The following is a 19,827-nucleotide window of genomic DNA, read 5'->3' on the forward strand; positions in this document are numbered from 1 at the left end:
TACGATCTTGTCGACGCACTCGTTCGAAGGAATCGAACATGTTGTCGGAAGACGAATTGATGCTGCTGGAAGCGATCCGGTCCACGGGGAGCCTGTCGCGCGCGGCCGCTCGGCTCGGCAAGGCCCCTTCGACGGTGTCGCATGCGGCGCGGCAGTTGGAGACGCGCTTCGATGCCCTATTGTTCGACCGCCGCGGCTACCGGTTGCGGCTCACGCCCGCCGGCCAGTTGCTGGCGGACGACGCCGCGCGCCTGATAGAAGACGTCGGCCGCCTAGCGCGCCGCGTACGCCAGGTCGCCAGCGGATGGGAAGACCGCTTCTGGATCGTGACCGATGAACTCATCGAATTCGAATTGCTGTTGCCGGTTATTCGTTCGTTCGACGCGCTCGATTCGGGTGTGACCTTGCGCGTCACGCACGAGGTGCTGGGCGGCACATGGGAAGCGCTGCGCGACGGCCGCGCCGATCTAGTGATCGGCGCCACCAACGATCCGCCGACCATCGCCCATCTGCGCTGGATCGAACTCGGGGCCATGGAATGGGTGTTTGCGGTGTCGCCGCGGCATCCGCTCGCGCGAGAGCAGGCGCCGTTGTCCCGCGAGCGCATCGCCGCCCATCGGGCTGTGGTCGTCGCCGATACGTCGCGCGCCACGTTCGGACGTGCATACGGCGTATTGGGTGGGCAGGCCGCGCTAGCCGTCCCGAGCATGCAAGCGAAAATCGCCGCGCAGCGCAATGCACTGGGCGCCGGCTGGTTGCCGCGACATCGCGTGGCGTCGCTGCTCGAGCGCGGCGAACTCGTGGAGCTGAAAACGGCCGACCCGCGCGAACCGAATACCTTGTATGCGGCGTGGCGCAGCGATAGAGACGGCCGCGCATTGCAATGGTGGATCGATCAGGTACAACAACCGCGGCTTGCGAAGCGCATCGTCAGAGGAATCGATGCCTTCGCTTGAAGCGCGCGGAAGCCGCCGGTGTCAGCGAACGACAGCATGCAACCAATGCGTCAAACGCTCGACACGCTCCATCCATAGCGGCCTCGCGATCCAGCATGCCGCGGCCCAAGCCAGCGCCACGACGAGCAAATCGCACCGCCCGCTCTTCCACAAATTCAGCGAATGCCGCTTCCATATCCACGGCACGCCGAGGGGATTCGGCCAATCCGCGAGCAAGTGCATCACGCCCCCGCAAGCGAAGCCGAACAATGCGGTGGTGTACGGCCTCGCGTGATGAAGCGAAGCGTACGCCAAGACGACCGCCGCGATCCAACCCAATCCCCAATGCGTCGCGGTGCGATGCGTGATCCATAGCCGTCGCGCCCGGCTCCACCACGCTACCTCCATCCAATCGGGCGCAGTGCCGCCCGCCACCCCGGCCACGAACGCGGCAAGCCCGCCGAGATGCCACGGTCCGGCCGCACCGGCTTGCACGACGAGCGCGGCCGCGATCAATCCCGCGGCCCAACCGGTGGCGTGATGTGCGCTATTCGATGCCATATCGTCAATGCGTTGGCGATGCCAAGAAAACAAAGGGGACGGTATTGTCGCAGAACGATGCGCTTCACATGGCGCCTCTTGCGCGCCGCGCACTCGCGGCGCCTCGGCCTGCAACCCACACGCCGAATGGGGATCGCCCGTGCAATTGTCCCTGTATTCGTATGACGTTATGCATCAAATTCGCGGCCGGCAAGCAAGGGTTTTGGAGATAGCGCCGAGGCGTTTCCGACTTCAGAATTCCCCGCATCGCCCGTAAACAAGGACAGGGACATTTCGCTCGAGCGGATCCATATCGACCCGAACTATCCGTCTTAAATGCGATCGATCAACTTATTCAAGCGTAGCGACGCAGCGAACATCGCATTGATGCGTAGCCAGTTCGAGGCGTTCTCAAGACAGTTGCCGCTGCTTTACTTCACGTTGATGGTCAACAGCATCGCCGTGGCGTACACGCACGTCGAGACCGCACCGGTCTTCATGAGCAAGGTCATTCCGTCGATTCTGTGCGCCGGCTGCACGCTGCGCTTGCTCGTATGGGCGCGGCGCCGCGCATTGGGCACGGTGCTGACGGACGGCCAGATCGCAGTGCGGATGCGCAACACGGTGATTTTGGTCGTGCTCTTCGGCATGGCTTTCACTTTCTGGGGCCTGAGTCTGTATCCGTACGGCGGCGCCTATGAGCGTTCGCACGTAGCGTTTTACATGTCGATCACGGTCATCGCCTGCATCTTTTGTTTGATGCATATGCGCATGGCCGCCCTGCTGCTCACGGCCATCGTCCTGGGCCCGTTCGTCGTCTTTTTCTCCCTGACGGCCAACACGGTGCTGATGGCGATCGCGATGAACGTGGTGCTCGTCACGGTCACCATGGTCAAGGTCTTGCTGACCTACTACCGCGACTTCGCCGATCTCGTGAACGCCAAGAAGGTGCTCGAGGACAAGCAGCAACAGTTGCTCGCGCTGAACAGCGAAAACCAGCGATTGGCGAATATCGACAGCCTGACGGCACTGCCGAACCGGCGCCACTTCCTGGCTCTGCTCGGCAAGCATTTCGCCGACGAACGTTTGGACGAAACGCGCTTCGCCGTCGGCATCGTCGATCTCGATGGCTTCAAGCAGGTCAACGACCTTCACGGCCACCGGGCGGGCGACAGCCTCCTGCGCGAAGTCGGCCAGCGGCTCGCCGCGTTCGTGAGCGACGACTTGCAGATCGCGCGGCTCGGCGGAGACGAATTCGGATTGCTGTTCGCGCGCGTCTGCTCGAGCGACGCGCTGCTCTCGATCAGCTCGGCGCTATGCGACGCCCTGCGCAAGCCGTACGCGTTGTCGGAAACGACCATGCGAATCTCCGCCACGATAGGCATCGCACTCTTTCCCGAAGCCGGCCGCACCGCCGAACAACTGTTCGAGCGCGCGGACTACGCGCTCTACCATGCAAAGGCGCACCGCCGCGGACAGGCGACGATCTTCTCGGAGCAACACGAAAGCACGATCCGGCACCTCGGTAGTATCGAGCAAGCCTTGCGGCAAGCCGATCTCGAGCGCGAGATGAATTTGCACTTCCAGCCGATCCTGAACGTCGCGACCGGAGAAGTCGTCTCGTACGAATCGCTCGCGCGTTGGCACAGTCCTACTCTTGGCAAGATCGCGCCCGACGTCTTCATTCGTGTCGCGGAAAAGAGCGATCTGATCCACGAACTGACCGCGGTGCTCCTGCATAAAGCACTCGCTTTCATGGAAAAAAGCGATCCGCGTATCGGCGTGTCGTTCAATCTATCGGCACGCGACATCGCCTCGCCCGATGCGGTCGAATGCATCCGTCAAATCGTGTTGCAAAGCGGCGTCGATACGAGCCGGCTGACGTTCGAGGTCACGGAAACCGCCATCATCGAAGATTTCGCGAAGGGCCGCGAGGCGTTATCGCGACTGAGCGCGCTCGGCGCGAAGATCGCCCTCGACGACTTCGGCACCGGCTATTCGAGTCTGCACTGTATCCATCAGTTGCCGCTGAACAGCGTGAAGGTCGATCGCACATTCGTCGGCGATATCGAGCGCGATAGGCTCGCGCAAGGCATCGTGCGCACGATCGTCGAGCTTTGCCGCAACCTCTCGCTCAGTTGTGTCATCGAAGGCGTGGAAACCGAGCGGCAAGCCGCCGCGCTCGCCGAATTGGGCTGCAACTTCATGCAGGGGTATCACTTCGGCAAGCCAGCCGCGATGGATGACTGCGCCGTCCGGCACCCAAACCTAAAGCTACCCTTTCCCGCCTCCGGTTGCGTCGGCTAACTCGCCGGCCGTTGCCGGCGCGGGAGCGGCCGGCGCGGCAACGGCCGGCGCGGCAACGGCCGGCGACGCATCTTCAATCCGGCGGAAGATGAGCGCCGCTAAAAGCGTGATCCCGCCGACACAAATAAAGCTCATGCGAAAGCCGAAGATGCTCGACCCGGCGTGATCGGAAAAGAGCTTCACCAGCGTGCCGCCGATCGATACCCCGAGGCCCATCGCCAGCATTTGGACCATCGAAAAGAGGCTATTGCCACCGCCGGCATCCTCGTGCGATAGCCCTTTGAGCGTCACGCTGTTCATGGCGGCGAACTGCATCGAGTTGGCCGCCCCGAAAACGGACAGCACGACGATCGTCACGATTGCCGGCGTGGTGCGCGTAATCAAAGCGAACGCGACGATCGCACCGCCGACGATCGATGTATTCGCCAGCAAGAACGTGTCGTACCCGTACCGGCGAACCAACGGCGCGATCCAACGTTTGGCCACCGTTCCCGCGAGCGCGGCCGGCAGCATCATCAATCCGGACTGCAACGGCGCATAGCCGAGTTGGAGTTGCAAGAGCAGCGGAACGAGGAAGGGAACGGCACTCGATCCGATGCGCGACACCAAGTTGCCGATCAAGCCCACGCTGAAGTTCGGCTCTCGGAACAGAGACAGCTTGAACAGCGGATTGCGCCGGCGGCGCGCGTAAGGCACGTAAGCGAGCGCGGCAAGCAAGCCGATCGCGAAAAGCGCAACCGACCACGCCGCGCGGTGCGATTGCGCGGGCGCGTCGACGGCAAGCGAAAACGCGATCATGCATAACGAGAGCAACGCACATCCGCCGAGATCGAACGGCGGCGCGCTGCTGCCGGTGACGCGCGGCAAATAGCGATGCACGGCAACGAGTCCCGCCAGGCCGATCGGCACGTTGATCAAGAAGATCCAGTGCCACGAGATCGCTTCGACGAACCAGCCGCCGAGCGTCGGCCCAACGATGGGGCCGACCTGGCCCGCCACCGAAATGAGCGCCAGCGCCGAGACGTATTGCTCGCTGCTGACGCTGCGCAACACCGCGAGCCGCCCGATCGGCAGCAACATCGATCCGCCGATACCTTGCAGCACGCGCGCGATGACGAGTTGCTGCAGCGTATGCGCGCCCGCGCAACTGAGCGAGCCCAGCACGAAGATCAGAATCGCGCCGAAATAGACGCGACGGGTGCCGAATCGGTCGGCGAGCCAGCCCGAGGCAGGGGTGAGCATGGCCATCGTCAACGTATAAGCGACGATGGCCCACTGCATGGCAAGCGGCTGCACGTTCAGGCTATGCGCGATCGAGGGCAGCGCGGTATTGACGATCGTCGTGTCGAGCGCCTGCATGAAAAAGCCCGCGGCGACGATCCAAAGCAACGCGGTATGGGTCGAATCCTTGCTCATCTTTACTCTCTCGAGCGAGTGGAGGGGCCGAGCCGGCAAGGCTTTCCGACCGGCACGACCCACGCGCTCGACGCCATGACTGGGAACCGGAATATGATATTGGAATCGGTTTCAATCGCGAACCCCACTAACGACATTGACTGTTATCGGAATTGCCGATGACCACTACCGACCATGCTCAATCCTGTCTGGCTCAAGACGTTTGCAACGGTTTCGGCCTGCCATAGCTTCACCGAGGCCGCGCGGCAATTGGGGTTGACGCAATCGAGCGTCAGCGAACATATCCGCCGGCTGGAAGACGCCGTCGGGCGCAGACTCTTCGTGCGCGACACGCACTCGCTCGCCATGACGGCGGATGGCGAAGCCATGCTCGCGCATGCCGGTGTCATCTTGCAGGCGCTCGAGCGGGCCGAATCTCAGTTTCGGGGGCCGCGCCTGAAGGGTCGCGTGCGCCTGGGTTCGTCCGACGACATCGCGCTCGGGCCGCTGCCTACCGTGTTGGCCGCGTTTCGGCGTGCCCACCCCGACGTCGAACTCGAGATCGTGATCGGTATGACGGGCCGGCTTTACGAGTTGCTCGACGCAGGGTCGATCGACCTGCTGATCGGCAAACGGCGGGTGGGCGACAAGCGCGGCGTCCCGCTCTTCACAGGGCGGCTCGAGTGGATCGGGCGCACGGGCACGCGCGTCGATCTCGATCAGCCGTTGCCCTTGATCCTGGTCGCCGAGCCGAGCGTGACACGTGCGATCGTCTTGGACACCCTCGCGCAAACCGATTTCCGTTGGCAAGTCGTCTGCACGAGCAGCAGTCATTCGGGCTGCATCGCGGCGGCGCGCGCCGGGCTCGGCATCACGGTGCGCGCGCAATATCTCTCGGGGCGAGGTTTGTCGCAACCGCTCAATGCCCCGAGCCTGCCCACGCTCCCCGATATCGAATTCATCGCGCTCGCGGCGAAACGGCTCAGCCGCCCCGCGGGGACGCTCTTGCAACTGCTGTACGACAGCGACCTGCGAGGATCTTGGATCGACGAGTGAGCGATTCGGCGCGCCCGCGATTGCGACGCTCAGCGTTGATCGTATCGACGCGGCGCGAGCAACTCGGCCATGCCGACTCGGTGCAGCATCTCCGCTCTGAGCCGGTCGAGTACGGCGAAACCGACGTCGGCGCCATCGCTTGCCGGATCGACGTGCACGCGGAACGGCCGCTCGCCGAATGGCTTATCGACCACATCGACGATCGCATCGGCGACGAGGCCTGCATCGGCATCGGCGGGTACGATCGCGGCGAACGCTTGCTGGATTTGCTCGCCGAACCCGGTGTAGGGTCCTTGTTCATACTGCGCCGACGTCGCTTCGTCTCGTGGGCTGCCCGCGTGCGCGAAGTGGTTCGTGCCGGAGGTGAAGGCGCCGGGCACGACGATCGACGTCTCGATTCCCCAGCGCGATAACTCTCGGGCGTATTGGACGGCGATCGAATCCATCGCCGCCTTGGCTGCGAAATACGGCGCCAAATAGGGTGGCGTGCCGCCGGCCGAGCTGCTGCTCGATACCCACACCAACAGCCCTTGCTTGCGTTCGCGCATATGCGGCAGCACGGCGCGATTGACCCGTTGCGTGCTCAGGACGTTGATGTCGTAGAGCTGGGCGTACTGCTCGGGCGTAAAGGCTTCGGCCGGGCCGAACGCCATATGACCGGCGTTGTGCACGATGACGTCGATGTAGCCGGCCTGCTCGATGACATGCGCGATTGCCGTATCGACCGACTCCTGCGACTGCACGTCGAGTTCGACACTGCGCAGGTCCACGCCGTTGTCTTCGGAAAACGCCGCCATCTGCCGGACGACGTCGGCGTTACGCCCCGTCGTCGCCCGCATCGAGGCATAGACGATATGCCCGGCCCGGGCCAACGCTTCGGCGCTCAGCCGGCCGAAGCCGCTCGACGCGCCAGTCACGACGATGACTTTCTTCATGATCTGCTCCTTTCATGGGTTCGGTAATGACACGAGCGTGCATCGCTCACGCAGCGCCGCCGTTGGCGCGAATGGTTTGCCCATCGATCCACGCGCCGTCCGGCCCCACGAGGAACGACACCACCGATGCGATATCCTCCGGACGCGCCAAACGCTCGAGCGGCGGCATCTTCGCGAGGCGTTCGACCTGCTCGGGCGTCTTGTCCTTCAGGAAGAGCTCCGTCGCCGTCGGCCCCGGCGCCACCGCGTTCACGGTGATGCCGCGACCGCGAAGCTCCTTGGCGAAGATCAGCGTCATCGTTTCGACGGCCGCCTTGGTCCCCGCGTAGATCGAATAACCGGGCAGCGCGAACGCAGTCAAACTGCTCGAGAAATTGACGATGCGCCCACCTTCGCGCAGCTTGTTCGCGGCAAGGCGCAGCGTGTTGAAGGTGCCCTTCAGGTTGATGGCGACCAGCCGATCGAACAGCGCGTCGTCCGTTTCCGCCAGCGTGGTCAGGCCCGGCTGCATGATGCCCGCATTGTTGACGAGCACGTCCACGCCGCCGAACAGCGTGATCGTTTGGTCGAACATGGCGGCTACCTGGGCGGGTACCGAGACGTCGGCTTGGATCGCGGCCGCGCGGCCGCCGTCGGCTTTGATTTGCTCCACGACCGCGTTCGCGTCCGCTGCGCGGCCCGCATAGTTGACGATTACGGCGAAGCCGTCGGCGGCCAGCCGCGTGGCGATGGAGGCGCCGATGCCGCGCGACGCGCCGGTGACGATAGCGACCTTGCCTGCGTTCATTTGGGTGCTCATGGTGATGCTCCTTTTCGGTTGAGGGGGTGATCGAGTGATGCGATGGGTGCATCTTCCCGCCGAATCGGTTATCTTGGAACGCGCATAACCGTCATATCGCCTATGCAAAAACCGTATGAGCATGTTCGACGACCTTACCTTACTGCGTGCCTTCGTCTCGATCGTCGAGAGCGGCAGCATTTCCGCCGCCGCGCGCAAGCTGCGCGTCACGCAACCGACGTTGAGCCGTCAGCTTCGCGCGCTCGAAGCGCAATGCGCGGCGCCGTTGATCCGCCGCGATACGCACCGGATGCATCTGACCGACGCCGGCCATCGGTTTCTTGCCGATGCGCAGGCGCTCCTCTCATTGGCCGATGAAGCGCAGCAGCGCTTTCGCGAAGACGAGCATGCGCTAGCCGGGAATATTCGCGTGTTTTCGACGATCGACTTCGGCCAATCCGTGGTCAGCAGATTGATCGCCAGCTTCATCCAAGCCAATCCGGGTGTGCGGATCGAGCTGGGCTATTCCAACCGCCCGTTGCACATGATCGAGGAAGGGTGCGACGCGGGGATCGTCGCGGGCACGCTCGCCGACGAGCGCGTGGTCGCCCGATCGTTGGGCGAGATTCGACGCTTCCCGGTGGCGGCGCCGTCGTTCATGGCGCGGCACGCGGGACTGAACCGGATCGATAAGGTGGCCGGCGCTGCGTGGATCGCGCTATCGAGCAGTCAATTCGGCGGTGCGAAGGAGGTGGTGTTGAATTCGGGAGCGACGGAGCAACGCTTTTCCATCGATCCCGTGATGATCTCGGAGGGGGTCACGAGCATGCGCGAAGCCGTGCGGATGGGGCTCGGCATCGCCGTACTGCCGCAATGGCTCGTCGAGGAAGACCTGATCTCGGGGCGGCTCGTGCGCATCTTGCCCAAGTGGCACGCCAAGCCGCTACCGGCGCAGATCGTCTATCCCGTGCAACGCAGGCTGCCGTTGCGCGTGCGGGCATTTATCGACTTCGCTACGGAATATCTGCGCACGGTACTCAAATAGACGCCCGAGGGCGGCTAGGCCGCCTGCCTCGCCATGCCGCGCGCGGCGCCGTCGATTCGGAAGAACGCGACCGAATCCGTCAGGACACGCCCTTGATCCTCCAACGACTTCGACGCGGCAGTGGCCTCTTCGACGAGCGCGGCGTTTTGCTGCGTGACTTCGTCCATTTGCGTGATGGCCAAATTGACTTGCTCGATACCGCGGCTCTGCTCGCTCGATGCCGCCGCGATCTCGCCCATGATATCGGTGACCCGTGCCACGGCCTGCGTCACGTCTCGCATCGTCGTTCCGGCCTGGCCCGCGAGCACCGAACCGTCCTGAATCTTTTGCACCGAGGCGCCGATCAATTCCTTGATCTCTTTGGCCGCGCTCGACGAGCGCTGCGCGAGCGTTCTCACCTCGCTCGCGACCACGGCGAAGCCGCGCCCTTGTTCGCCGGCGCGGGCGGCCTCCACCGCGGCGTTCAACGCGAGAATATTCGTCTGGAACGCGATGCCTTCGATCATGCCGGTGATATCGGCGATCTTCGAGGAACTCGCGCTGATGTCGGTCATCGTTTCGACGACCTGCCCGACCACCTCGCTGCCCTTGTGCGCGACGTCCGATGCGTTGGCCGCGAGCGTGCTCGCTTGCTGCGCGTTCTCGGCATTTTGCTTGACGGTGGCGGTCAGCTCTTCCATGCTCGAGGCCGTTTCTTGCAGCGAGGCAGCCTGCTGCTCGGTGCGCGATGACAGGTCCACGTTGCCGGCCGCGATCTGGCCCGAGCCCGCGGCGATATTCTCGGCCGACGCCCGCACTTGACCGATCAATTTCACGAGGCTCGCCTGCATCGTCGACATCGACGCCAGCACGCTGCCGCGCGGCGCTTGTTCGGCGCCCGGAACGGGGCTCAAGTTGCCGTCGGCAATCCGTTGCGTGACGGCCGAGAGCGCGGCCGGCTCGGCCCCGAGCGCGCCCGCAATGCTGCGCACGATCAGGATCGCCGCAACGACGGCCGCGAGAAGCGCCACCACGCAGATACCCAGCAGCCACGCGCGCTGCGTCGCGTAGGTGTTCCCGGCCTCTTGTACGCGGCCCTCCGCGCGCTCCGCGGTATACGCGGAGTAGGCGTCGGTCGCCGCGACGAGTTGAGCGAGAAGCGGCCGGCAGCGTTCGTTCATCTTCACGATCGCCTCGTCGTGCTTGCCGTCGAGCGCCGTGCTGACGATATCCGTCGCAACGGGGCCGTATTCGCCTTCCACTCGATTGATTTCGGCAACGAGAGCACGTGCCTTATCCGTCACGTCGCTCCCGTTCGCAATGAGATCGTTGAGTTTTTTCCGTGCGGCGTCCACGTCGTGATGCGCCTGCATCACCGCGGCCTTTTCCATTTCCACGTCGGCCGGCTTGGTGACCAACACCAAGTTGCGCGCTGCGATCGCGCGGCGATCCACCGCGGTCCGCACGTCCGCGGCCGCGCGTGCGCGCGCATCGACACCCCGCACGTACACGGAAAAACCCGCGTTCACGTCGCTCAGGGAATAGAGCGCGAGACCAGACACACACAACACGAGCGCCGCCAGCACACCAAAAGCTAAACCCAGCTTCGCTTTAACCGTCATCTGGTTCGAATTCATCAATGGACTCCACGCAAGTTCGGGATACAGTCCGAGCGACCGTATTCATCTCCGATGCTTGTCTATCGGCCTGTGCATCGACCGATTGAGTCCGTCCCTGTAAGCAAAACGTTTGCTTTCGGGTAAGCGATGATCTCGCCCGTTTCTTTGATCTGGATCAATATGCGGGGGCGCTGCTTTCGAAGTGCGGTGCGGCGCGCCCTGTCAAGCATGCGGCCCAAGCACCTCCAGGTAAGTATCGAGCGATCGCTGCACCGCCTCGGCCACGAGACGGGTAATGGCGTCGAAGTTGCCGCTCACACAAGCCTCGTCGAGCGCGTCGTAATAGGCCAGCCGGTCTTCCTTGCGAATGACGGCGGGCGGATATCCGAACTTCATCAATTCCAAGTTCAGCAATAGACGCCCGGTGCCTCCGTTCCCGTCCACGAACGGATGAATCTTGACGAACCACGTATGCAATCGCGCAGCGCGTTCGACGGGACTCATGGCCTGCGCCTGCTCATGCCAAGCGACGAGGGCAGCCATTTCAGCCGGCAGATGTAGAAAATCCTGCGGTATCGTGCTGGCGCCGGAAATCACCACATTCTCCTGCCTGTAACGTCCCGCCCCACCATCGTCGATTCCCTTGAGAACCAACATATGGATATTGCGGATCTGCCATTCGGTGAGGACCTCTCGCTTCGCGACGATCTCTTCGACGTAGCGAATCGCATCGCGGTGATTCGTGGCTTCGAAGTGCTCGCGCAATGATTTACCACCGACGGTGATGCCCTCGAGCACCACTTTCGTCTCACGCAGCGTTAGCGTATTGCCTTCGATCGCATTGGAGTGATAGGTCCACTCGAGCGTGAATTTCTCCCGTAGCGATGCCAAGGTGTGCGGCGGCAAGGGGCGTGCGGCGTCAAGCTTCGCCTTTTCGGCGGCAACGGCCTCCAACAGAATTTTCAGCGATGCATCCATGAGTTCATCGTGCGATCCAATGTCGCCCACAAGGGCCGATGCGGAAAACAGTATAAGTCTGTTACCCGCCCCCCTCGCTCACGTTTCCACCAGCGGCCACGCCTGCCTCAGACCATCGCCCCCGTCAAGCAGTCCGCGCCCGCTTGCGCGCACTGCGCCATTCGCGCTCGTGCGAGATGGTCCCCGGTTCGATGACGTTATCGGACTTCGCGCGATTCCACCGGCCGCTCACCACCTGCGCATTGCTGAACGCATCGATCCCGTTCCCCGACCCCGCCTTGGCGATGATGTGATCGACCTGTGGCGCGAACGCGGTCGAGTCCAAGAACAGCGCGCCACGCGGCACCCGAAGACGCGGCGCGAGGTTGACCGCCTGCGCCCATTCGCGCACCGCATACTCGTAACGCCCCATGGTCGAGCGAGGATTGGGCGGCGCGGTCAGGTCCATCGCCACCTCCACCTCGCGGTACACCTCGTCGTCCTCGTTGTCCGAGACGAGCAGCGAATCCTGGCGATTGAACACCATGTTTGCCGCGAAGATCAGCGCATCGAATAGCCGCAGCGCGATCGGATACGACTTCAGGTTCTTACGCTCGCCCGATTTCTTCGCGCCGGCATCGATAAACGCATAGACGCGCGTAACCCGCTCGCGCACCTGATAAAGCGCGGCCAAGCCCACCGGCATGTGCATCGCCGGATGAAATTGAAACGCCGTCGTCTGCACACACCAAGCCAGTACCTTCGCCATCGCTCCGTACCTCTTATCCGCCGATGTTCAAGGCTCGACGCCGAGCATCGCCATATACCGTCCCAAATCGCCTTCCTGGCTCACGATGTCGCGCATCAACTCGGGCAACGGCATGCGGCCCCAGCTCACGGCGCGCGCCAATAAGTAAGGCGTCGGACTATGCGGCTCGTGCTCGGCCAGGTAACGCGCAATATCCTCGAGCAAGCGATACGCGTGCGCGCGATCGACGATATGGTCGCGTGTCAGGGGAAGCGTTCGTGGCTGCATCTCGACCTCTAGGTGCGCGTCTTCGGTTTCGCTCACGCGGATTTCCTCTGAGTGTTCGCTGGGCAAGGCCGCGGTCGCCGCCTCGTCGAGCGCATGGTCGCCGCGCAGCGCACGGGCCGCGCGCTGCAATTCGCCCAGCGTGGTCAGCACGCGCGTGAAGCTCGGCGCATCGTCGCCCAAGCGCTGATCGAGCCGGCGCGCGAGCTCGTCGATGGCGGTCAGCACCGTACCGGCGGTTCGTTCGAGCTGTCGCAGCAGCGCGAGGTTCGATCCCTGCGACGCCTCGCGATCGAGCATCTCGCGCGGCAAAGCCGTAGCCGGTGCATCGTCGTCTTGCAGCGACGCCGCCACGACGCGCTGCCAATCGTCCAGGTTGATGAAGCCGGGCTCGACGGACAGCCCGATCAACGGGACATGGAGCTTGAGCACGGTCTCGAGCCGGCGGCTGATCCAATGCAGCGGCGCGGCGCGCGCTTCGCGATCGTCGCCGTCCATTTGCGGGTACGCATGATCCCAATACCGATCGACGAGTTCGGTCAGCAGCCGCACGCCGGCCATCAGCCCCTCGAGACGATACAGGCGCGTCCATGCATCGCACAGCCACACCGCCAGATGAAAATCCTTGCTGCGCGAGCGAAGCGCATCGGCGCTCAGCGTAGCAACCAAATGCCAGTCCGCCTTGATGAGCGGCCGCTCCCATTCGCCCATCGGCAGCGAAGGATCGTCCTCGCGCTGCGCATCGCGAATCTGTTGCCAAATCGGATCCGAACGTAGCGACACCCCGACGCCCTCGCCTTCGGGCAACGGGCTCAACAGCGGCTGCAGATCGACGGCAAAACTCAACTCGGCTTCGATCAAATCGGACGGGTTCATGATGTGCTCCAGATCGGGGCGTGCGCCGGGAAGCTGCTCGGCCACGCCAGCGGAATCTTCTTACCGCCCGGCGTCAGCCGCACACGCAGAAAGACACGGCCGCGCGGATACTTCGCGACGAGGGCCGAGTCGGCTCCATTGGACGTTGCAAGCGGAAACTCGAACTTCAGCAGCGAGCCGCCCGCGTTCGCCCGCGCCGTCGTATCGGCTACGCGCTGCTCGGAAATGAACGACAGCAACGCCCACGGATCGGCGAACTGCCAGGTCAGCGTTTCGCCGTCCGTCGTGAAGTTGCGCTGCGCCGGATCGTTTTTCGCCGTCAACGGAGAATTCTTCGCGAAGCGCAGGACGAGCGAGACGGGCATGCCGTACTCCCAATGCACCGAATGGGCCGCATCTTGCGACGAGACGCTGTGATCGCCCACTTGGATCGTCCAGTCGATCAATTGATTGCCGGCCACCTCGGCCGCGCGGTCGGCCCGGAAATCGACGCTGACGTCGTAACCGGCCGTCGTCCCGTCCGCACCCGGATAAAGCGGCGCAAGCAACGCGTCGACGGGATCGAACTGCTCGACGAAATGCCGCACCGAACTCGCGCGAATCGCCTTCGCCCCGGCGCCCGACGAACGAAGCGACGGCGCCACTTGTTCGTAGCGCTTGAGCGCCACGCCGAGCTCGCCGTAGTCGGCCGGCATCGCGGGTGAATCGGTCAGCTTGACGGGCGCGAACCCGCCGCCGAACGGGCGCCGTCCGGCCACGCTTTGGTTGTACACGGACGCGAAGTTATCCCACTCGCCGCGCAGCGCATCCGCGAGACCCGAGCCGCAGCGCGACAGCAGGCTGTCGTACAGACGCATATGCAACGACGTGAAGTAATCGCCGCCCACGCCGCCCGGCCGCGCGGGGAAGCGCTCGACACACTCGCCCGCGTTCGGATCGGCCGCGACCGTCTGCAGGAATTGCTCGAGCATCAGCAAGCTGCTGTTCGGGTTCTTGAGCTGATAGCGATCGAGATCGGTCACGATCGCCTGCCAACGCTGCGCGAGGGGCGTGTTCGCATCGGCGCCGTCGAGCGCGGACAAATACGTCTTCGCCTGTTTGCCTAGATCGAGTGCCCGCTGCGACTGCTGTTGCAAATAGACGTTGAGCGCGCCTGGATCGTTGACGCCGAACGCGGCGAGCACCGGTTTGCCGCCGATCGCACCACCACCGGCCGGACGGGTCGCATACAGATCCGATTGCGCGAGCGCAGTGTCCACTTGGCGCAGATGCTGCATGGCGTCGCTCGACACGAGCGTATCGAGATCCGCCGCTTGCGCATTGGCGCCCATTTCCGCGAGCGTGCCGCGAATCTTCACGAGCCGCGTGCGGGCCGCGTCGAACGCTGCGTTCGCCTCCGCCGCCGTATCGCCCTGCGCGGGCGATACCGAAGCGGCCGATGCCACTTGGTCGAGCACCAGTCGGGCGAACTGAGCGTCGAGGGCCTGTTGCACGGCGGGCCGAACCGCATCGGGCAGCGTCGCGAGACCCTCGGCCAGGTAGTGCTTGCGTTCGTCGCCGAGCGCGATCGCCTGGTCGAGTTGCGTGCGGTCCCACGTCACGATCGAACCGTCGGGCACGCTGGGCAGCGGCAGATTGCGCGGCGCGACCATGAACGGCTGCGACAAGAGTTTCGCCAATCCGTCGCGCAAAGCAAGCCGCGCGGGCGAGACGACGTAGCGCGCATCCTTGTCGACCCAAACCACACCGCCGTCCGGGCCGCCGAAGCGCTGCGTCATCTCGCTGGCAAAGACTTGGAACGCGGTGCCGGAACGCTCGCGCAGGCGCGCGACGAGATCGGCCCCGAGGAGCCGGTTCTGGGCCGCGCGAATGAACGTGCGATCCCAGACCGGGCCCGGATTGAATTGCGTCTGGTGCATCCAGCCCGCCTTGCCGGATGCCAGCAACGTCTGCTGCGTGTCGATGCCGGAAACGATCGCTCGATAGCTCGCGCTCGTCTGCGCGAAATCGCCGAGGCCGACGCTACCGACCGATAGCGCGTCGATCTGGCCGGTCACCGCGCGCTCGGCCGCGAGCAGCGGATTGGCCGTAAACATCTGCGCGTCCAACTGCTGCGCGCCTTTATCGAACGTGCAACGCACGGCTTGGCCGATGACGGGCAAGTTCAAGCCGCCCGTGCGGTCGGCTGTGTACGCATCGCCGCGACTCGAGGCATCGCGATAGAAGTAGCGCAAACTGCCCGCCACGTTGCCCTGCAATTCTGCGCCGAACGCGTAGCGCACCACGAGCCGCAGCGCTTCCTCGTTGCCGAGCGAGGGGCGTTGCAGGCGTTGCATCGCCGTGAGCGCGGCGTCGAGCTGATCGACCGACGTCACGTAGTGTTGCATCGCGTGCATCGCCGGCAAGTCGGCGACGGCCAAACTGCCGACGACGGGCGAATCGCTGCCGAGCGTGGGCGCCGAGCAATCGTCGCCGACGATCAGTTGTCCCGTGCTCGGATCGGTCGCCACGCCGGTCATCTGGCTCACATGCGCGAGCATTTCGCGCTCGAGCGCGGTAAGCGCGATCTCGCCGAACTCGCGCTCGAAGCGAGCACGCACGCGTTCGTCGAGATCGTCGAAGACGCTCCACGAACCGGGCATGAATACGGTCCAGAAGGTACCGATGTGCTCGCCGTTCAAGCTGATCAGCGAGAGTGTCTTGCCGCGATACCAATCCGCCGGCAGCGATTCGCCGCCGCGCGCCGCCGCATCGCGTTCCTGCGCGTCGGCATGCAGTTCGCCTAGCGCGGCGACGAGCCTTGGATTGCGGTGGCTCAGCGCGAGCGTGGCACCCGTGAGGCCGATCGCCCAGCCGCCCAGCAATGCAATACCGCCCCAACGCACGGCCCGATGCATCATCGGCCGCGTCAGGTGTTGCGAGCGCGAGGGCCGCGTCAAGCCGTATTCGAGGAAGATCTTCTTCTCGAACAGGTCGCGCAAGAACGCCGGCTGCAGCATCAGATCGTTCAGTGCACGGCTACCCTCTTGCGCGCCCTCCTCGGCCGAGTCGCCGCCGGCATTCGCGGCGAAGCGGGGTTCGGCGCGTTCGGCGTAGGGGTCGAAAGCCTCGGGCGATTCGAGCGCTTCCGGCTCGTTCGCTTGCTCGGCCCCCTCGCCGCGCTGCGAAAGCTCGCCGCTGTCGCCGGTCAGATAGATTCCGCGGAAGAAGAACGGCTCGTGATATGCGCTGGGCCGCATCAACTCGTCGACGTAAAGCTGCAATTGCGCGCGCATCGCATCGACGCGAGCCGGCAGCAACAGGCAACCTTGTACGTCGATGCTGCCCGTATCGAGGGTGAAGAGTTCGGCGCTAGCGTCCGACACGGCGCGCTCGATGCTACCCATGGCCGTATCGACCCAATTCGATTGATAGGTCGTCGATAAATCGAACGGCGAGGACCAGCCCAGCATGCTCGCTCGCAGCGGCTCGGGCAGTGCGCGCGCAAACGCCGCGAATCCGGGCAACGCTTCGCACCCGGTTACGACGACATAAACCGCGAAACGCATGGCGAAGCGATTTTGCGCCAGCCACAAGCGGCGGTGCGCGAGTTTCGCGTGGCGCTCCAATTCGAGGCGCGCATCGGGGTGATCGGCGAGCAGCATCGAAGCGGGAACCGTGACCACCACCGAATCGAACGGCCGCTGCGGCCGATAGTTGCGGCACAAGCTCAGGAATTCGTCCCAAGGCTTCTCATCGCTCTCGTCGTCGGGCGAACCGAGATACGCAGCTTTGATGTCGATGGCGATACCGCGATCGAAAAAATTCCACGAGATACCCTGGATCGCCGCCGGATTGGCGGCCTCGGAACTCAAGACGCTCGCCACGCCCGCCTGCGCGATCGGCAACGGCCGCGGATCGTCGCCTTCGTTCAAGACGATCACCCATGGCACGTTGTAGCGCTCGCTGCGCGAGGCGATGTTCGTTTCGATCAGCTCGACGGCATGGCGAAACGCATTGCGCAGCGAATCGGTGCGCAGCCGCACGATCTTGCGGTCCGCGGCCGGTTTGTTTTGCGCGCTGTGCGCGGCGATCCACAATACCGCGCCGAGCACGATGAGCACGAGCGCGATCAGAACGGCAACGGACAACAGGAATAAATTGCTCGTCAGCATGGCGCCGCCCCCGCAATTAACCTACGATGCAAGGCGCTCATGAACTCGCTCCCACCACGGTGTCGCCGTGCAGGGCCTGGCGCACAGGCCAGGATTGCCACAGCCACAAGATCTCCGATATCGCCAGCAACGCCACCACCGCGAGCAAGGCCATCACGCTCCAGCGGCTGACCGTCGGCAGCTTGCGCGGCGCGATATGGGAAAGGGTATTCGTATAGGCGGATTCGGCCACCACACGGTCGCGCCCGCCCAAATCGGCACGGCGCTGATAGATGAATTCGTAAAGCTCTTCGCGGTAGCTGCGCAAGCGCGCATCGGCTTCGTCGCCGCCGCCGCGAAAACGCCCTTGAAAGCCCATGGCGAGCGCGAACAGATACAAACGCGCGATCTCCCGGCGCGACGGCTCGCGATCCGACAACAACTCCTCGATCTTCTTGAAGACGAGGTCGCCGGCGATGTTCGTGCGAAACAGCGCCGATTCGAGCAAGTACGACGTCCAGCGCTCGCGCCCCGCCCACTGCGTGTTCAGCAGCATTTCGTCGGCGAGCACGGCTTTGAGGTAGCGGGCGTCGGCCACGTTTTCGATGTCGAAACGCGTGCTGTCGCGGCGCGACTGCAGCGTTTGAATCTCGAGTATGTTCAGCAGATGCCGCGACATGCCCTGCGCGGCCTCGTCCGCGTCGGTCGCGGCGGCCTCGGAGAAACGCCTTTGCGCCTTGACGAGCTCGTCGAGGAACGCGCGAAACTGCTCCATCGCGAGGTCGTTCTCTTCGGTTTCAATACGGTTGCGTGCCATCGTCGTGTCGATCGTCAGTCTTTCGTGAACAGCAACATTTCCTGGGGCCGCTGCGCGCTCGCCCCTTCGTTCGGATTGCTGATGACCAGTGCCTCGCCCGCGCGAACGAGCGCGGGATCGGCCGCGACCTCGAACAGCAGATAGCCGGAGCCGGAACGGATGCCGAGTTCCTCGGCATACTCCACCGGGCGGCGCGCGGCACCGAGCACGCGCCGGCTGCGCAGCGAGGCATACACCGACTCGGAGCCGATCACGGCGCCGTCCATCCAGGCCAACAAATCGCGATCCGATTGGCCGCGCAAGCCGACCACGAGCCGCCCGTCCGCCCATTGCGGTTGGACGGCGATGTCGAACATGTCGTTGCCGAAGCGGAATTTGCGCTCGCGATACCCTTCGCTGACCTCGGCGATCGCCTCGCGCAGCGAGCTCAGCAGCGGGGTGAAAACGGCAACCGGATCGGCATGGTCGTAATCGGGCGGCACGGGCGGCAAACCGCCGGGCGCGAGCATCGAAAGCGAACCATGCAACGCGGCGAGTGCATGGTAGAGCGCGAGCGGATGCAGATGCGGTGTTCGAAGGACCGCCTCGGCGAGCGGCAACGCGCTCAGCAAGCTACGCAGCCGGTCCTTCAGTTCGAGTTGGGTCAAACGATCGTCCGCCTTCGACGAGGGGATCGCCGTTTGCCGCGCGACGAACGCGGCCTTGCCGCGCACTTGGCCGAGCAACGAGGCGACGGCCGTCCAAAGCGGGTTGTCGCGCGCCACTTCGAGCAAGGGCGGCTGACGTTCGCCGAGCTTGACGACCTCGTTGTCCTTGAAGACCGTGCCGAGGCACAGCGACACGAAACGCGCCGAAGGAATATCGCCCGCCTCGAGCGCGAGATTCGGCAGCAAGCGAGGAATGTCGGCGGGCGGCGCGCCCGAGGTGGTGTCCTCCACCGGCTCGCCCGGCACCGAGCGGAACCGGCGCAACTCGGCCTCGCCGCGCATCGATGCGGCCACCGGCAGCGTCAGATAAATCTCGAGATGCGCGCTGGCGAGCCGCTCCGCGAACGGAGCGAGCGACAGCTCCAAACGGCCTTGCTGGGCGTTATCGGCCGAGTACGACACCGCCGTGCCATCCGGCATGATCGCCTCGAGGGCCAGCACACGCACCACGCCGGCGGCGAGCAAGCCCTCGTCGAACACGAGGCGCCGCACGCCCCAACTGAACGGCGCGGCTGCGAGGCTCTGCCACGCGACGAGCGAATCGACGCGCGAACCCAGTAGCTGAAAATGCTGCGGGGCGAGCATCATGCCTTCGAACCATTCGACACGCTCGACGATCGGCAACAGTCGATCAGGCATGACGGCCCTCCGCACCATGGGAAACGGCCCGGCCGCACGAAGGCGCGGCGCGCCGGGAATCGGAAGCACAGCAAAG

15 protein-coding genes are annotated in these 19,827 nt (G+C 64.3%); 4 read left to right on the forward strand and 11 right to left on the reverse strand.

Going from position 1 to position 19,827, the window contains the following annotated elements:
* Window positions 1-38: 38 nt before the first annotated feature.
* Window positions 39-956 (forward strand): LysR family transcriptional regulator, encoded by a 918-nt coding sequence (locus C0Z18_RS16655; RefSeq protein ID WP_102646583.1) that lies wholly within the window; start codon window positions 39-41, stop codon window positions 954-956.
* Between the two features lie 21 nt (window positions 957-977).
* Here C0Z18_RS16655 and C0Z18_RS16660 read toward each other — a convergent pair whose 3' ends face one another.
* Window positions 978-1,496: a metal-dependent hydrolase gene (locus C0Z18_RS16660; RefSeq protein WP_102646584.1), complete on the reverse strand. Its 519-nt coding sequence runs from the start codon at window positions 1,494-1,496 to the stop codon at window positions 978-980.
* A gap of 315 nt (window positions 1,497-1,811) precedes the next feature.
* Between C0Z18_RS16660 and C0Z18_RS16665 the strand changes: the two genes are divergently transcribed.
* Complete coding sequence (locus C0Z18_RS16665; protein ID WP_102646519.1) at window positions 1,812-3,782, forward strand: putative bifunctional diguanylate cyclase/phosphodiesterase; 1,971 nt, start codon at window positions 1,812-1,814, stop codon at window positions 3,780-3,782.
* Here the strand turns inward: C0Z18_RS16665 and mdtD are convergent.
* Window positions 3,750-5,198: a multidrug transporter subunit MdtD gene (gene mdtD, locus C0Z18_RS16670; protein WP_102646520.1), complete on the reverse strand. Its 1,449-nt coding sequence runs from the start codon at window positions 5,196-5,198 to the stop codon at window positions 3,750-3,752. The two genes, C0Z18_RS16665 and mdtD, sit on opposite strands and share 33 nt — an antisense overlap.
* A 174-nt stretch (window positions 5,199-5,372) precedes the next feature.
* Here mdtD and C0Z18_RS16675 point away from each other — a divergent pair, with 174 nt between their 5' ends.
* On the forward strand, window positions 5,373-6,233 hold the full coding sequence (locus tag C0Z18_RS16675) for a LysR family transcriptional regulator (RefSeq protein ID WP_102646521.1): 861 nt from the start codon (window positions 5,373-5,375) through the stop codon (window positions 6,231-6,233).
* Between the two features lie 29 nt (window positions 6,234-6,262).
* Here the strand turns inward: C0Z18_RS16675 and C0Z18_RS16680 are convergent, their stop codons facing one another.
* Entirely contained in the window at window positions 6,263-7,168 is a 906-nt protein-coding gene (locus tag C0Z18_RS16680) for an SDR family oxidoreductase (protein WP_199189469.1), read from the reverse strand.
* 46 nt (window positions 7,169-7,214) lie between these two features.
* A complete protein-coding gene (locus C0Z18_RS16685; protein WP_102646523.1) occupies window positions 7,215-7,967 on the reverse strand; it encodes an SDR family oxidoreductase in 753 nt (250 codons plus the stop codon).
* A gap of 121 nt (window positions 7,968-8,088) precedes the next feature.
* On the opposite strand from C0Z18_RS16685, the gene C0Z18_RS16690 reads away from it, so the two are divergent.
* A complete protein-coding gene (locus tag C0Z18_RS16690) occupies window positions 8,089-8,991 on the forward strand; it encodes a LysR family transcriptional regulator (protein ID WP_233217343.1) in 903 nt (300 codons plus the stop codon).
* 14 nt (window positions 8,992-9,005) lie between these two features.
* Here the strand turns inward: C0Z18_RS16690 and C0Z18_RS16695 are convergent, their stop codons facing one another.
* From C0Z18_RS16695 to tssK, 7 genes are all read right to left on the reverse strand, one after another.
* The gene (locus C0Z18_RS16695; protein ID WP_102646525.1) at window positions 9,006-10,607 is read right to left on the reverse strand and encodes a methyl-accepting chemotaxis protein; all 1,602 of its coding nucleotides are present in this window, start codon (window positions 10,605-10,607) and stop codon (window positions 9,006-9,008) included.
* 204 nt (window positions 10,608-10,811) lie between these two features.
* Window positions 10,812-11,567: a Fic family protein gene (locus C0Z18_RS16700; RefSeq protein ID WP_102646526.1), complete on the reverse strand. Its 756-nt coding sequence runs from the start codon at window positions 11,565-11,567 to the stop codon at window positions 10,812-10,814.
* A gap of 124 nt (window positions 11,568-11,691) precedes the next feature.
* Entirely contained in the window at window positions 11,692-12,315 is a 624-nt protein-coding gene (locus tag C0Z18_RS16705; RefSeq protein ID WP_102646527.1) for a hypothetical protein, read from the reverse strand.
* A 27-nt stretch (window positions 12,316-12,342) separates the two neighbouring features.
* Window positions 12,343-13,455, reverse strand: a complete 1,113-nt coding sequence (gene tssA, locus C0Z18_RS16710; RefSeq protein WP_102646585.1) for a type VI secretion system protein TssA — start codon at window positions 13,453-13,455, stop codon at window positions 12,343-12,345.
* Complete coding sequence (locus C0Z18_RS16715; RefSeq protein WP_102646528.1) at window positions 13,452-17,609, reverse strand: type VI secretion system protein; 4,158 nt, start codon at window positions 17,607-17,609, stop codon at window positions 13,452-13,454. The genes tssA and C0Z18_RS16715 overlap by 4 nt, the downstream gene beginning before the upstream one ends.
* Before the next feature lie 37 nt (window positions 17,610-17,646).
* A complete protein-coding gene (locus C0Z18_RS16720) occupies window positions 17,647-18,405 on the reverse strand; it encodes a DotU/TssL family secretion system protein (RefSeq protein ID WP_102646529.1) in 759 nt (252 codons plus the stop codon).
* A gap of 14 nt (window positions 18,406-18,419) precedes the next feature.
* The gene (gene tssK / locus C0Z18_RS16725; protein WP_102646586.1) at window positions 18,420-19,751 is read right to left on the reverse strand and encodes a type VI secretion system baseplate subunit TssK; all 1,332 of its coding nucleotides are present in this window, start codon (window positions 19,749-19,751) and stop codon (window positions 18,420-18,422) included.
* Window positions 19,752-19,827: the final 76 nt, after the last annotated feature.

The organism is Trinickia dabaoshanensis (assembly GCF_002879885.1).
Classification (GTDB): Bacteria; Pseudomonadota; Gammaproteobacteria; order Burkholderiales; family Burkholderiaceae; genus Trinickia; species Trinickia dabaoshanensis.